The 13,523-nt window shown below is 60.5% G+C and carries 15 protein-coding genes and 1 pseudogene; 4 read left to right on the forward strand and 12 right to left on the reverse strand.

The genetic code is table 11. From position 1 onward, the window contains the following. Positions 1-2: 2 nt before the first annotated feature. Positions 3-980, reverse strand: a complete 978-nt coding sequence (locus VSR34_RS14250; protein ID WP_051390824.1) for a LysR family transcriptional regulator — start codon at positions 978-980, stop codon at positions 3-5. A gap of 165 nt (positions 981-1,145) precedes the next feature. Here VSR34_RS14250 and VSR34_RS14255 point away from each other — a divergent pair, with 165 nt between their 5' ends. Together VSR34_RS14255 and VSR34_RS14260 are read left to right on the forward strand one after the other, a co-directional pair. Then, positions 1,146-1,679: a flavin reductase gene (locus tag VSR34_RS14255; protein WP_051390823.1), complete on the forward strand. Its 534-nt coding sequence runs from the start codon at positions 1,146-1,148 to the stop codon at positions 1,677-1,679. A 35-nt stretch (positions 1,680-1,714) separates the two neighbouring features. Next, positions 1,715-3,268: a 4-hydroxyphenylacetate 3-hydroxylase N-terminal domain-containing protein gene (locus VSR34_RS14260; RefSeq protein WP_028210894.1), complete on the forward strand. Its 1,554-nt coding sequence runs from the start codon at positions 1,715-1,717 to the stop codon at positions 3,266-3,268. Between the two features lie 121 nt (positions 3,269-3,389). Here VSR34_RS14260 and VSR34_RS14265 read toward each other — a convergent pair whose 3' ends face one another. The 5 genes from VSR34_RS14265 to VSR34_RS14285 form a co-directional block, all read right to left on the reverse strand. Next, positions 3,390-3,710, reverse strand: coding sequence for a hypothetical protein (locus tag VSR34_RS14265; RefSeq protein WP_342962741.1), 321 nt, complete (start codon positions 3,708-3,710; stop codon positions 3,390-3,392). 63 nt (positions 3,711-3,773) lie between these two features. Beyond that, complete coding sequence (locus VSR34_RS14270; protein ID WP_036018409.1) at positions 3,774-3,956, reverse strand: hypothetical protein; 183 nt, start codon at positions 3,954-3,956, stop codon at positions 3,774-3,776. Beyond that, a complete protein-coding gene (locus VSR34_RS14275; RefSeq protein WP_342962742.1) occupies positions 3,956-4,918 on the reverse strand; it encodes a LysR family transcriptional regulator in 963 nt (320 codons plus the stop codon). The genes VSR34_RS14270 and VSR34_RS14275 overlap by 1 nt, the downstream gene beginning before the upstream one ends. 213 nt (positions 4,919-5,131) lie before the next feature. Beyond that, positions 5,132-5,527, reverse strand: a complete 396-nt coding sequence (locus VSR34_RS14280; protein WP_051390821.1) for a response regulator — start codon at positions 5,525-5,527, stop codon at positions 5,132-5,134. Positions 5,528-5,679: 152 nt separating this feature from the next. Next, positions 5,680-6,339 (reverse strand): response regulator, encoded by a 660-nt coding sequence (locus tag VSR34_RS14285; protein WP_028210892.1) that lies wholly within the window; start codon positions 6,337-6,339, stop codon positions 5,680-5,682. A gap of 325 nt (positions 6,340-6,664) precedes the next feature. Between VSR34_RS14285 and VSR34_RS14290 the strand changes: the two genes are divergently transcribed. After that, the gene (locus VSR34_RS14290; protein ID WP_342962759.1) at positions 6,665-7,627 is read left to right on the forward strand and encodes a helix-turn-helix domain-containing protein; all 963 of its coding nucleotides are present in this window, start codon (positions 6,665-6,667) and stop codon (positions 7,625-7,627) included. A 173-nt stretch (positions 7,628-7,800) separates the two neighbouring features. After that, entirely contained in the window at positions 7,801-8,508 is a 708-nt protein-coding gene (locus VSR34_RS14295) for an SDR family oxidoreductase (protein ID WP_028210890.1), read from the forward strand. A 63-nt stretch (positions 8,509-8,571) separates the two neighbouring features. Here VSR34_RS14295 and VSR34_RS14300 read toward each other — a convergent pair whose 3' ends face one another. The 6 genes and pseudogenes from VSR34_RS14300 to VSR34_RS14325 form a co-directional block, all read right to left on the reverse strand. Next, on the reverse strand, positions 8,572-8,934 hold the full coding sequence (locus VSR34_RS14300; RefSeq protein WP_028210889.1) for a nuclear transport factor 2 family protein: 363 nt from the start codon (positions 8,932-8,934) through the stop codon (positions 8,572-8,574). A 101-nt stretch (positions 8,935-9,035) separates the two neighbouring features. Beyond that, positions 9,036-9,677, reverse strand: a complete 642-nt coding sequence (locus tag VSR34_RS14305; RefSeq protein WP_028210888.1) for a DsbA family protein — start codon at positions 9,675-9,677, stop codon at positions 9,036-9,038. A 185-nt stretch (positions 9,678-9,862) separates the two neighbouring features. Further along, a complete protein-coding gene (ilvB, locus tag VSR34_RS14310) occupies positions 9,863-11,728 on the reverse strand; it encodes a biosynthetic-type acetolactate synthase large subunit (protein ID WP_342962743.1) in 1,866 nt (621 codons plus the stop codon). A gap of 296 nt (positions 11,729-12,024) precedes the next feature. Beyond that, positions 12,025-12,225, reverse strand: coding sequence for a hypothetical protein (locus VSR34_RS14315; RefSeq protein ID WP_028210886.1), 201 nt, complete (start codon positions 12,223-12,225; stop codon positions 12,025-12,027). 123 nt (positions 12,226-12,348) lie between these two features. Continuing rightward, positions 12,349-13,324 (reverse strand): annotated as a pseudogene (locus VSR34_RS14320) (1-deoxy-D-xylulose-5-phosphate synthase N-terminal domain-containing protein). 27 nt (positions 13,325-13,351) lie between these two features. Continuing rightward, positions 13,352-13,504 (reverse strand): hypothetical protein, encoded by a 153-nt coding sequence (locus VSR34_RS14325; protein ID WP_342962744.1) that lies wholly within the window; start codon positions 13,502-13,504, stop codon positions 13,352-13,354. Between the last annotated feature and the right edge of the window lie 19 nt (positions 13,505-13,523).

The following is a 13,523-nucleotide window of genomic DNA, read 5'->3' on the forward strand; positions in this document are numbered from 1 at the left end:
ACCTACACCATCGAATGATCCAGATAACCGGCAGTCATAGTCCGGAGGCAATCTTGCTCGGAGAAGAGTTGCTTCATGACGGTTCGGAGCCATTGGTTTCCCAGATCGCGGTGCACGCGGTCATGCCAATACTGGGCGATCCCAATGGTTGGCAAATCGAACGGCGGCTCGACGAGTTGAAGGCCGCAATCGCGGACCAGCCCGACCGCCAGCGACCGTGGAATCGTCGCAATGGCATCCGTGCGCTGCGCGATCAGTGCCGCGGCCGAAAACGTGGGAACGCGGGACACGATGTTCTCGCGCGGTACATGTGCCTCCAGCAAGCGCTCGACGGACAGATGCTCGTGCCCCGTGCCGACGGCCGAAACGACCACGTGCTTCTCGGTGATGAACGCCTCGAGGCTCGGTGTGCCGCCGATGCGAGGGTGGCCCCTGCGCGCCAGACAGGCAAATCGCTCCGACCACAACGGCAAACGCCGGATGCCTGTCGCCAGCGAAGGGAACGAACCGATCGCGATGTCGATCAATCCCGACTCCAGCCACAGGTCCAGATGCTGCGCGTCACAATGGACGGCCTGCAAATGCGCACGCGGCGCGTGCTCGCGAAAATAGTTGAGCAGCGGCGGGAACATGTTCACGACACCCGCGTCGACCACGTGAACTCTGAACACCCGCTCCGTGGCCTCTGGATCGAAAGCAGCATGTGAGGAGCGCAATTGCCTGAAGTTATCGAGGATCGACTTGATGGGGTCCGCGAGTTCTAGCGCCTTGGGCGTCGGCTCCATGCGCATCGACACGCGAATGAAGAGCGGGTCGCCGAAATAGAGGCGCAGGCGCGCGAGCGTCTTGCTCAGCGCCGGCTGCGTGACGTTGAGCACATGCGCGGCTTTCGTGATGCTGTGCTCTGTCATCAACACATCGAAAACCTGCAGGTGATGAAAGTCGAGATCCGCCTCATTCCGCTGCGGAATAGTGTCCATGACGCGTCATCCATAGAGCTGTGGGTTGGGTCGGTGTAATTTAGCTCAAACCGAAGAGCCGCTGGGCACCGGGTAATCCCGAGGGCACCATTGGAATTCCGCCAATACGCCCAGCCTCGCAGGCATTTTCAGCACGTTCAAAGCCAAAGCCAACGAGGAGACACGATGACTCAAGCGCAAATTGAATCGGTGCATCGACTGCCGCACATCGACTCCGCGGCGTTTCGCGAGGCGCTTGCCCATGCCGCGACCCCGGTTACCGTCATCGCATCGGACGGCGTGGCAGGCAAGGCCGGCGTGACCTGCTCCGCCGTCTGCTCAGTCAGCGATGCGCCGCCGACAATTCTCTTTTGCGTCAACCGGCGCAGTGCTGCGAATAGCATTATCAAGGCGAATGGACTGCTGTCCGTGAACTGGCTGCATGCCCTCCAGACGGAAGTCTCGCAGCTCTTTGCCGGCGCCGGCCAGATTCCAATGTCGGAGCGCTTCAGCGACGAACGCTGGCAGCTCTCCGAACACGGCATTCCGTACCGCGCCGACGCCATTGTCTCGCTCGATTGCCGGTTCACTTCGGCAACGGAAGTGGGAACCCACAGCGTTTTCTTCGCGCAAGTACTGGATGCGCGGAAATCACCGGACGCGGCACCACTGGTTTACTGCCAACGTGCCTATGCAACGACACGCCCCACCCAATCCTGACCAGGCAGCATCAAGACCACCAAAGGAGTAGACGAATGATTCGCACCGGCAAGCAATATCTCGAGTCGCTCAACGACGGACGTGACGTATGGGTCGGCAACGAGAAGATCGACAATATAGCGACGCACCCGAAAACGCGCGGCTATGCAAAGATTCACGCCGACTTCTACGATCTGCACCATCGCAAAGACCTCCAGGATGTTCTGACCTTCGTCGACGAAGATGGCATTCGACGTTCGATGCAGTGGTTCGGCCATCGCAACAAGGACGAACTTCGCCGTAAACGTAAGTATCACGAAACGATCATGCGCGAGCTTGCCGGCGCTTCGTTTCCGCGGACGCCAGACGTGAACAACTACGTGCTGATGACTTACGCCGACGACCCGACGCCGTGGGAAACCCACGCCATTGGTGCAGAAGGCAAAGGTCTCGCGCAGAATATCGTAAATTTCGTGAAGTACGCGAAGGACAACGACTTCAACTGTGCTCCGCAGTTCGTCGATCCTCAAATGGATCGCTCCGGTCCCGAGGCGCAATCGAAATCTCCTGGGCTGCGCGTCGTCAAGAGCGATGAGCACGGCATTACCGTCACCGGGGTCAAGGCCATCGGCACCGGCGTGCCGTTTGCGGACTGGATCCATATCGGCGTATTCTTTCGCCCCGGCATTCCAGGCGAGCAGATCATTTTTGCCGCTACTCCCGTCAATACGAAGGGTGTGACGATCGTTTGCCGTGAAAGCACAGTGCGGGAGGATGAAACAGAGCACCCGCTTGCGGCACAAGGCGACGAACTCGATGGCGTCACGGTTTTCGACAACGTGTTCATTCCGTGGAGCCATGTATTCCATATTGGCAACCCGGAGCACGCCAAGCTCTATCCACAACGTGTCTTCGACTGGCTGCACTATGCCGCGCTGATTCGTCAGGTGGTGCGTGCGGAACTGATGGCCGGGCTCGCCGTGCTGATCACCGAGCACATCGGCACAAACAAGATTCCGCAGGTGCAGACACGCGTCGCGAAGCTAATCGGCTTCCATCAGGCGACGCTCGCGCACATGATCGCAGCCGAAGAACTCGGTTTTCATACGCCCGGCGGCCACTACAAGCCCAATATTCTGATCTACGATTTCGGCCGCGCGTTTTACCTCGAACACTTCTCGGCGATGATCTATGAACTGGTCGATCTATGCGGCCGCAGCGCGCTGATCTTCCCAACCGACGCACAGTGGAAAGACCCCAAGCTTGGTCCGTGGTTCGAGCGCATGAACAGCGGCCCGATGGGCGAGCCGCTCGATCGCGTGAAAATTGGCCGCGTCGTGCGCGATCTGTTCCTCTCAGAATGGGGCGGGCGCCTCTTCATGTTCGAAAATTTCAACGGCACGCCGCTGCAGACCATTCGTTCACTGACGATGCAGCGCGCGGAATTTGCCGGCTCGGGACCGTATGGCGCGCTCGCCTCCAGGGTTTGCGGCATCGAACATCGCGCAGAGGCGATGACGGAATATGCCGCCGCCGCTGACTACGCCAAGGCTCAGGACAAGGCGCGTCATCAGGAGCAGATCGCCATGCGCAGCGCGCTGACCGTCTAGTGAAAAAGGGTGTGCGGCGCTTGCCGTGCCGCACACCTGGACGGGGTAAAGCGACTGCTCATTCCTCCCGATGTGTGTACCTGATCGCGATCGATGCGCGTAGCGCCAACCCATAGCTACCTTAACTGCCAAAGAACAGGTTGCAGAAACTCGCCGGACCCACACAGGTATTGGCGTCCCGTGCCGGCGTCGTAGCCGGACGCCGCGGCGCCTGATACGTACCCGCCTGGGACGTGTTCGCCTGGGCCATTTGTTGCGCATCCGCATGCACCGGAGCGAGGGATTCGGCGTGGACAGCGAAGCTGGCCGACAGCGAACAGGCAAAAAGGACAGCAGTAAGCAATTTCATTTCAAACTCCAGCAAGGTGATGGAGGCGACGCCTCCGGGAAACAGCCTGGCCAGATTAATCACTTTCATTGACCAAGAGAATCCCACGATCACGGGAATAATCCTTCCATTTCGTGGGAGCATCGAGGAGCCGGCTTGCGCAGTACGCGGCGACGCTCACAGCAGGCAAACACGGCTCAAATCCACCGTGCGGCGGTAGACGTTCCTGTTGAGCCAAGGAACGAAGGTGTACTCGTCATAAGCAGTACTGCCAACGAATATCCAGTTGTGCAATACATAAGACATCACTACCTCTTCTTCGTTGTACTCATTTGCCTGCATCTCGAGGGAAGCCGTCATCACATCACCGCGAGCGCTTTGCTTCGGTTGATCGGTCGCGGTATGCGTATCACGTCACCGGCACCCGCACCCGCCTTCGCGGGCGCCCGATAGAACTCTATGCAGAAGTCGACGAACATCCTGAGCCGCGCGGGGATCAGTTCCCTGTGAGCATAGAAGAGGCATAGCTCAACGCTGCCATCCGACACCGTGCATTCCGGCAGGACGTGCACGAGATCGCCCATATCGATACCGTCGCGAACCATGGTCTCGGGCAGCGCAGCAATCCCGGTGCCGTCGAGCGCTGCCGCGCGCAGCAGCGCCTCGTTGCCCTCCATCAATGACATGGGCGCTATGCTTACCTTCCGGCCTCCCTCATGCAGATCGATGGAACCCGCACTCTTCTTTCTCGTTTCCGGATCGATCAGCAGAAAATGACTGGCGAGCATCGCAGCGGAATCCGGTGCACCGTATTGCTGCAGATACGCGGGAGAGGCCACGAGAATGCGAGGCGAGCGCAATAGCGTCCGGCGAATCACGGTGGACTGCTCGACGAGCTCAGGCGGAAGCATGGCGATATCGAAACGGCCGTCGAACAGGTTCGTGGCGTGATCCTGAACGCACACCACCAGACTCACATGAGGCGCGTTGGCGCGAAGACTTCGTATCAGACGCGAGAATGTTCCGCTCACCAGCATGGGATGGACGACAAGCCGCAACTTTCCGCCGTTGACCTCATGCTCCATCGCAATGCGCCGGTTCGCCTCGTCGAGCTCTTCGAGCAAACGGCAGCAAATCAGGTAGTACGATTGCGCGGCGTCCGTCAAGGAAACCGACCGCGTGGTCCTGAGCAAGACTCTCGTCTGGACGCATTCTTCGAGCCTGGCGATCGCTTTCGAAACGGACCCGGTGGTCACGTTCAACGATTCGGCAGCCTTGCTGAAACTCTGATACCGCGCAGCGGCAACGAATGCACGCAACATGTAAAGCTGATCCATCTCCCACCTCACAAGTTTTTGCCCGGCCGACGAGTCAAGCGTAGGCGCGCAAGCCCTGCGGCGGTATCGTCCAATGTGGTGTGATGCCTTATGCAGGCGCGTGCGCGGTTAATACATGCGGATAGCCTGAACGAGCGGCCGGCATAGCGGAGCTTGCGTCAGACCCGCCTGCACCCGAATTCCGGACCTGCGACCACGTCACTTTTTCAGCAACTCGCTGACCAGTGCGAGAAGCCGCGCATCATCCACGGGTTTCGAAAAGAAGCCGGCGGCGCCGTTATTTTTTGCGCGCTCGCGCACGTCCTCGGTCACATAAGCGGTCACGAAAATGACGGGGATCGGACGCTTCCATCGCTTGATCGACTCGAGCAGCCCAAAGCCGTCCATGCCCGGCATCTGGATGTCGGCAACGACGAGTTCCGGTTTGGAGCGGCGCGCATCGCTCAGAAGCTGGCCGGCGGAGGCATAGTAGATGACGTTCCAGTTCGCCGAACGCAGCGAGCTCGACAGCGCCATCCGGACGGATTCATCGTCATCCACCAGCGCGATGGTTGCAGACGGGTGCGCGGGTGTTATCTGGGGTCCGGTGGCCATCGAAATGATGCAGAGAGGTTGAACCTTTCTGCAAAATACAAACCCGCCAAGGGGTCAGCAATCACACCTTCGGATGATTCTTGCGACAGTCCGTATTAGCGGGGCGAGATCCGCACGCTGACGAAGGCAACACGCAGCGAGAGGGCAAATGCCTATCTCGCGTTCTGCGGGGCTTGCTGCACCTGCTGCAACTTCTTGATGAGCTCGGCCACGGAGCGCGCATTGAGCTTGTGCATGGCTTGAGCGCGATGGATTTTGACCGTGACCTCGCTCAGGCACAGGAGGTCGGCAATCTGTTTGTTCAACAGGCCTTCCGCCACCAGCCCGATCACTTCGCGCTCGCGTGCGGTGAGCGAATCGTACGCTTGACGAATGCCCGCAACGAGCCTCGCCTGGCGCCGCAGTTCGCCATCGCGTTTGAGCGCGGCGGCGATCGTGTCGAGCAGATCCTGGTCCTTGAATGGTTTCGTCATGAAATCGAAAGCGCCCGCTTTCATCGCCTTGACGGTCATGCCGATATCGCCATGTCCCGTCAGGAACACGATGGGAAATCGAATGCTTTCTTTAAAGGCTTCCTGCTGCAGCGTGAGGCCGCTCTCGCCGCGCAACCGGATATCGAGAATGAGACAGCTCGGCACGTCGGGCATTTTCACGGCGAGAAATTCGTCAGCCGATTCAAATGCCCACACCTCGATGCCTACTGACATGAGAAGACTGGTCAGCGCGCCTCGAATGGACTCGTCGTCGTCAATCACGTACACGAGCGAGTCCGGTAGTGGTTCGCTTCTCGTCCCAGCGCTATCGTGTTTCATCGCTCGATCTTCGAAAAGTTCGTGATGGCGAAAAAATGCCGATGCCCTATAGTAAGCAATTGCAGGACTTATCGCCACCGCTTGACCATAGCAAGCACTGTCTTCCTTTGAAGCAGGCGCCTCCATAAATCATGCGCCTTGGCCCGGTCCCTCTTCGCGCACCACGCATGGGAACTACACGGCTCATCCCTGCGTATGAGAGACCACATGCCGGCAAGATGCAGCTTCAGCCATTAGGAGAATGGTCAGCCCGGCGCTGCACGCCTAATCTTTTTCCAGCGGATTATCGCGCTATCGGGATCCTGGGTCAGATTGGGTGCGCAAAATGAAAGTCGCTATTGTGGTGCTGGATGGTGTACAGGCCATGGATATTGCGGCCCTGCTCGATGTATTCTCCGAAGCGAACTGTTTGCTCGGCGAGACGCGCCAGTATCAGGTGCTCCTCATTGGAGAGCACGCAGGCGTGGTTGCGTGTTCGAACGCCATGCAGCTTTGCGTGCCGTGGGGCTATGCTGACTTTCGCGCCAACATCGATGTGCTGCTGGTGACAGGCGCCTCTCACGCAATGCACGTCCGGCCGAAACGGGATTTGCTGGACTGGCTGAGGCGCTGCGCACTTGAGTCGAAGCGATACGGCTGCGTTTGCAACGGGGCATGGCTGCTCGGGCGCGCCGGTCTGCTCGATGACAGGGAGATTGCCGCGCGCTGGACCGACGCGAGCCGCATGGCCAGCGAATTCCCGCGCGCCCACTTACGTCCCGACAAAAACCTGATCCGCGACGGACGCCTGATTTCGTCTGCCGGCGCGGCCGCCGGACTCGATCTTGGCCTCGCGCTCATCGCGCAAGATTGGGGCCAGAAGCTCGCCGAACAAGTGGCAAGACGTCTCGGCACCAATCTGCAGAGCGCCCCCTCCCAACGAAATGATTACGATGCGCCGCTTACCGATGAAAGTTCGATTATCGGCAAAGTGCAACGCCATATCGACGACCATCTTTCGGACGTGCTTTCGATAGAGCAACTTGCCTGTGCAGTCTACGTGAGCCGGCGCACGCTCTCGAGAATCTTTGCGAAGCATCTCCACACGACACCTTCGGCGTTCGTGGATCAGGTCCGCGTCGGTGCGGCAAAGCGGCTGCTGGAAGAACGCAACATTCCGATGAAAACCGTCGCTTTCGACTGCGGCTTTCATAACGCCGCTCATATGCGCATGGTGTTTCAGCGGCGCCTCAAGCTCACCCCCCGGCAATACCGCCAGCAGTCCCACACGACCGAGGCCGCCGCCTGAATGATCGCCGCGGGCGCCGACTCGCCGCCCTGCCGCGACTTGTTCTCGCGGCGCAAGACTCTTTGTCCATGGTGTGTGTTCGCACGCGCAACCGATGCGCCTACAGTGCATCTCCATCGGATCCGTCGATCCGAACGGCCACCGGCCGATTTACCCATACTGCGAGATACACAATGAGCACTTCCAAGGTCGTCATCGTCACCGGAGCATCGCAAGGCATCGGCGCAGAAACCGTCAAGGCATTTCGCGCACAGGGCCATCGCGTGGTCGCCACGGCCCGTTCCATCACGCCGGCCGCCGAGGCCAACTATGTCGCCGTGGCCGGAGACATCGGCGATGCCGCTACGGCTCGCCGCGTGGTGAACGCCGCCATCGAGCACTTCGGCCGTGTCGATACGCTCGTCAACAACGCGGGCATTTTCATTGCGAAGCCCTTCACGCAGTACACCGCCGAGGACTACGCCGCGATCCTGAACGTGAACCTGAATGGCTTCTTCCACCTCACGCAATATGCGATTGAAGCGATGCAGAAGCACAGGAGCGGCCACGTGGTGAATGTGACCACCACGCTTGCCGACAAGGCCAACAGCAAAGTCCCGTCCGTTCTTGCATCGCTCACCAAGGGCGGCTTGAACGCTGCGACGCGCTCGCTCGCAATCGAATATGCACGCGCGGGGATTCGCGCCAACGCGGTTTCGCCTGGCATCATCAAGTCGCCAATGCATGCTCCCGAAACGCACGCCGCGCTCGGCGCGATGCATCCGGTCGGCCACATGGGCGAAATGAGCGACATCGTCAATGCGATTCTCTATCTCGACTCGGCACCGTTCGTGACGGGCGAGATCCTGCACGTGGACGGCGGCCAGAGCGCCGGTCACTAAGCGCACGAGCAGCCCGCGCCCCCGGGCTCGATGGCTCGTCGGGGCGCGGGCGCGGGGGGCCGCTTATGCCACGTTGGTCAGCGTCTTCGTGATGACGAGCCATGTGTCGCGCTGGCGCACCATCGAGAAATAGTTGTAGTAATTGAAACCCAGCATCCGCACGCGCAGTTTCGCCGTTGCGATGTTTTTTTGAACATCGAGCATCAGCAGTTCCGTTTCGACCGGCTCACCCAGTTCGGCCGGCGATTGCCTGTCTGCGACGCCCACAAGATACTCATCGATCGTCTTGTAGTAGGGCCGGCCATTCACCTCCCCCGCCACGATCGCGCGCGCGTCGAACACCGTTCTCAACTGCTCCACATCGCCGCGCCAGGTGGCGTCGAAATAGCGCTGGACGAGTTCGACGATTTCGTTGCTATCGTTCATTGCATGACACTCCTTATGGATTCAAGCGTAGGTCCAGAAAGTCAAAGCGGGCCGTGCAATCGCTTGCGCAGCCCGCTTCGAACAGCGCGGAACAACAACGATCAGGCAAGCGGCCCCTCGAGTTCATTGAGCCTTTCTTCGAGCGCGGTGACGCTCGCATAGCCCGCATGCAAGGCGTACGTCCGGCCTTGTTCTTCAAGCAGCAAGGTCGGAAACGACGCGACGCCAAGCGCTCGCGCACGGGCAAAATCGCGCTGCGTCTCCTCCTTCGTTTCCGCTGCTGCCCAAGCCCGGTAGAACGCGTCTGCGCTCACCTGAACGCCAACGACATCCAGCGCCGTTGCGGCGATATCGCTCAACACGCGACCGTCGGTCGTATCCAGCCCTTCCACATAGAAGCCGTTCTGCAGCGCACGGAACACCGCAAGCAAGGCGTCACCGCTGGCGAAGCGGCGCGCCGCCACGACGGCCCGGCACACGGGCTCGGTATCGTAGACGAATCCCTCGCGCGCCATGAACGCTTCGCGGTTGAACGGCAAGCCGCTCAGCGCCTCCACGCGCTGCCAGTGCTGTAGCCGGAAGCGCTTGCCGGTTGCGTCGAGCACATCGGTCGCGCCCGCGCGAATCCCGCCGACCACGATTTCCAGCTTCAGGTCCGGCACGCGCGCGACGAGCGCCGAAAGCTCCTTGCCAAAGCCATAGCACCACGAACACATCGGGTCGCCAACATATATCAGTTTCATTCCTGCTCGCTCACATGAAAAGACAACGCGGAGCCCGCAGGACCCCATGCCCCGCATCGCTCGCTGCCATCAGAGTCACTATAGGGTTGAGGCCGGACTCGATAAACGCCACCGCCAGAACTTCTTTTGTTACATGGCGGAAAGACGAAATGCGCCGCACGAGCCGACTGGCGCGTTGTACCGGCCTAGAACATGTCCGAAGCGCTTTGATGACCCGCACGCGTGTGCCCAGACTCCTCGCCATCCCTCGACGGGATGAACGGGCCCGTGATCATGTCCGAATAGCTCATGCCGGGTCCGACCATCGGAAACACATCGGCATCCTGATCGATCATGACCTCGAGGAAAGCGGGACCATCAAACGCCACGAAAGCCCGGAGCTTTTCCTCGACCTCGCTCAGGATCTCCACGCGCTGCGCGAACTCGAACCCGTCGGCGCGCGCGGCCATGACAAAGTCCTTGCGATGCAACGACTTGTCGCTCACGCACAGCCGCCCGTCGTAGAAGAGACGCTGCCACTGCCGGATCATCCCGTCACCGGCGTTGTTGAACAGCAGCACTTTGACCGGCACGCCATATGTGGTCGCGGTCTCCAGATCGCCGATATTCATGCGCATGCTGCCGTCACCGTCGATGTCGATCACGAGAGCATCCGGGCGGCCCATCTGGGCGCCGATCGCAGCGGGCAGGCCAAAGCCCATCGTCCCCATGCTGCCCGAGGTGAGAAAGCTACGCGGCTCGACGAAGTCGAAGAACTGCGCGGCCCACATCTGGTGCTGACCCACGCCCGTGGTGACGATAGCCCGGCCGCCGGTAATCTCGCTCAGCTTTTCCACCACGAACTGTGGCTGGATGAGCGGGCTGGCACGGTCATAATTCATGCCGTAGCGCTGCTTCAACTCCTTGATGTGATCGAGCCACGCCAGGGGTGCCTGTATGTGCGCTTCGTGCTGCATCAGCGAAAGCAACGCGTCCTTCGCGTCGCCCACGTGAGTCCAGTGCGCGCGCTTCACCTTGTTGATCTCCGCTTCGTCGATATCGATGTGCGCGACATGGCGCGCTCGCGGCGCAAAGGCGTGCGGGCGGCCGCCGGCGACGCGATCGTCGAATCGCGCGCCCACGGCAATCAGGAAGTCGCAATCTTCCACTGCATAATTCGCGCAGGCCGCGCCGTGCATGCCCAGCATGCCGAGTCCCAGTTCGTGCTTCACGGATATCGTGCCGAGCCCCATCAACGTGTTCACCACGGGAATGCGGTAGCGCTCGGCGAACTGGCGCAACTCCGCCGTTGCGCCGGCCGTCATGATGCCCCCGCCTGCATACAGCAGCGGGCGCTTGCTTTGCGCCAGCAGTTCGAAGAATTCATCGCGCTTGCTTGCTTCGAGACGCGCGCCCTTCGCCACCTTGCGAAGACGCTCGGAGTAGCCGCGAAATGCCAAGGTTCCGTGCCCCTGCCAGGTGCCAGTCCAGTTCTGGATGTCTTTGGGCACATCCACCACCACCGGCCCGGGGCGGCCGGTGCGCGCGACTTCGAAGGCCGTGCGCAGCGTCTGTTCGAGCTTGTCCGGATCGGTCACCAGAAAGACCTGTTTGGCGCACGCCGACATGATGTTGAACACGGGCGCTTCCTGGAACGCGTCGCTGCCAATCGCGGCGCGCGGCACCTGCCCGCAGACGAGGACCACCGGGACTGAATCACCATTGCAGTCGGCAATCGGCGTGACCGCATTGGTCGCGCCGGGACCCGACGTCACCATGAACACGCCGACCCTTCCGCTCGCGCGTGCGTACCCCGCAGCCATGAAACCCGCGGTCTGTTCGTTGGCGGGTACGACAAGGTTGATCTGACGCTCGGGCTCGTCGGCGTGCAGTTCGTTGAAACGAAACACCGCGTCGTAGGTCGGCAGGATCGCGCCGCCGCTATAGCCGAACACGGTATCGACACCCTGTTCGCTAAGTACGTGCAAGATGATGTCGGCGCCCGACATCGGCTCGCCGGGAAGCGGCGCTTTCCGGGAGCTTTCTGGAGCAATCTTCGGATTCTGGGTCATACCTGATTCGCACGGAAACGGGCGCTGATGCGATCAGCGGCCAACACAACGGAAATCATTTCCCTTCCGACTCAAGAACAGCGTATGTCCCCTACCAGCTCGTGGACGACGGCTTCAGCGGGTTCTCCGCATGAAGCACAGTCCACCCGGCACTCTTTTGACGTGCGTCTGGAAAAACCGTGAGAAAGGGTTCCAAGGATTCTGACAACGATCGAACCGGCGCGCGTCAGCAATCTGGTTGTTTGTGGGCCAGGATGCGTCACATCCAGGACACCGCGGCTGACGGCTGACCGTTCCTACCATTCGGCAATGCCCACGTCCATGTCCTCGTCGTAGAACGCAACGAGAAACTCCTCGGGCATCAACCACGAATCGACGCTCACGGTTTGCGCGCCAACATCGACATCGACTTTCGCGTCGGCGTCCACGGACTTCATCGCATGCACGATCGTCGCGAGATCCTCCGTGCGGATTTCAGTTTTCATGGCGAACTTCATTTTCCACCTCTCTGTCTGGATAACCAGTCTCGATAACTATAGGATCAACGTCCCATGCCACCAACCAGGTGCGCCTCAATTCACTCTTTACATCGCGTAACCCATACCTGCGGCACGAGGCGGTCATTCAACCGGGTCGAGCAGGTCTACCGCTTCGGTAAACGCCCGGACCGATTCCCGCACACCAGCGACTCCCAGACCATTCAACCGGAGCAGTTCTTCACGGTCGCCGTGCGGGACGAATGAGTCAGGAAGTCCGAGCCGCAGCATGCGTACGGCCCACCCTTCCGCCGCGATCCGTTCGGCGCATGCGGCCCCCGCTCCGCCGAGCACGGTGCCTTCTTCGAGTGTCACGATCACCTCGTGCTCGTTGGCAACCGTCAGCGCACGGCGCACGGTCCAGGCCACGCAAGGCCGGTGTTCAGCATGCGATAGCATTCCCTTTCGTCGGACGGGGTCATCACCACCCTATTCGGCACGCAACGCAGGGCCGCGATGTCGAACGCACCGAGATGCGTGGCACCATCGCCCCCCGGCAATTCCCGCGCGATCGAGCGCGAACAACACTGGCAGATTCTGCAGCGCGACGTCGTGAATCAGCTGGTCGTAGCCGCGCTGAAGAAACGTCGAGTAGATGGCGACGACGGGCCTCATTCCCTCGACGGCGAGGCCGGCCGCCAGCGTGACGGCGTGCTGTTCCGCAATGCCCACGTCGATGTAGCGATCGGGATAACGACGTTCGAATCCGGTCAAGCAGGACCCTTCGCTCATTGCGGGCGTGATGCATTCAGTCCGCCTACCGCCGGTGAAATCGACATGCGGTTGTCATTCAGAATGATCGCCAGCGGCAGCGCTGCGCAGGACCCCGCGGGTAGCATTGATGCCCCACGTCCCACACCAGTCGATCGTGCGGCGTGTCGAATACATAGTGAAGGGCAACCGACAACTCCACGACACCGAGGTTCGATGCCAGGTGCCCGCCGGTACTCGAAACGCTTTCGATCACGAACTCCCGAACCTCGTCCACGACGCGCTGAAGCTCGCGCTCATCCAGCTCGCGCAGATTGCTCGGGAAATCGATCATGTCAAGCAGGTTCATGACGTTGCTCTCCTTGATGTGTTGGGTTCAACCGGCCTTCAGGTCATCCGTGGTCCAGCCGTCGCCGAGCGCGTGAATGAGGTCGACATTCGCATCGAGTTGCCGCGTGCGCAGCGAGATGACACTGCGTCGCGCTTCTTTGAAGCTGGCATCGCCCCTAACCGCGGTGGGCTCCAGCAAGCAGATGCTCGATGCCTTG

Source organism: Paraburkholderia sp. JHI2823, from assembly GCF_038900695.1.
In the GTDB taxonomy this organism is placed as follows: domain Bacteria; phylum Pseudomonadota; class Gammaproteobacteria; order Burkholderiales; family Burkholderiaceae; genus Paraburkholderia; species Paraburkholderia mimosarum.

Bases quoted from the DNA above. Each gene is read 5' to 3' on its own strand.
- VSR34_RS14260 (WP_028210894.1), top strand. From the start codon at position 1,715: ATGATTCGCACCGGCAAGCAATATCTCGAGTCGCTCAACGACGGACGT.
- VSR34_RS14290 (WP_342962759.1), top strand. From the start codon at position 6,665: ATGAAAGTCGCTATTGTGGTGCTGGATGGTGTACAGGCCATGGATATT.
- VSR34_RS14250 (WP_051390824.1), bottom strand. From the start codon at position 980: ATGGACACTATTCCGCAGCGGAATGAGGCGGATCTCGACTTTCATCAC.
- VSR34_RS14285 (WP_028210892.1), bottom strand. From the start codon at position 6,339: ATGAAACACGATAGCGCTGGGACGAGAAGCGAACCACTACCGGACTCG.
- VSR34_RS14300 (WP_028210889.1), bottom strand. From the start codon at position 8,934: ATGAACGATAGCAACGAAATCGTCGAACTCGTCCAGCGCTATTTCGAC.
- VSR34_RS14275 (WP_342962742.1), bottom strand. From the start codon at position 4,918: ATGTTGCGTGCATTCGTTGCCGCTGCGCGGTATCAGAGTTTCAGCAAG.
- VSR34_RS14315 (WP_028210886.1), bottom strand. From the start codon at position 12,225: ATGAAGTTCGCCATGAAAACTGAAATCCGCACGGAGGATCTCGCGACG.
- VSR34_RS14255 (WP_051390823.1), top strand. From the start codon at position 1,146: ATGACTCAAGCGCAAATTGAATCGGTGCATCGACTGCCGCACATCGAC.
- ilvB (WP_342962743.1), bottom strand. From the start codon at position 11,728: ATGACCCAGAATCCGAAGATTGCTCCAGAAAGCTCCCGGAAAGCGCCG.
- VSR34_RS14295 (WP_028210890.1), top strand. From the start codon at position 7,801: ATGAGCACTTCCAAGGTCGTCATCGTCACCGGAGCATCGCAAGGCATC.
- VSR34_RS14270 (WP_036018409.1), bottom strand. From the start codon at position 3,956: ATGACGGCTTCCCTCGAGATGCAGGCAAATGAGTACAACGAAGAAGAG.
- VSR34_RS14280 (WP_051390821.1), bottom strand. From the start codon at position 5,527: ATGGCCACCGGACCCCAGATAACACCCGCGCACCCGTCTGCAACCATC.
- VSR34_RS14305 (WP_028210888.1), bottom strand. From the start codon at position 9,677: ATGAAACTGATATATGTTGGCGACCCGATGTGTTCGTGGTGCTATGGC.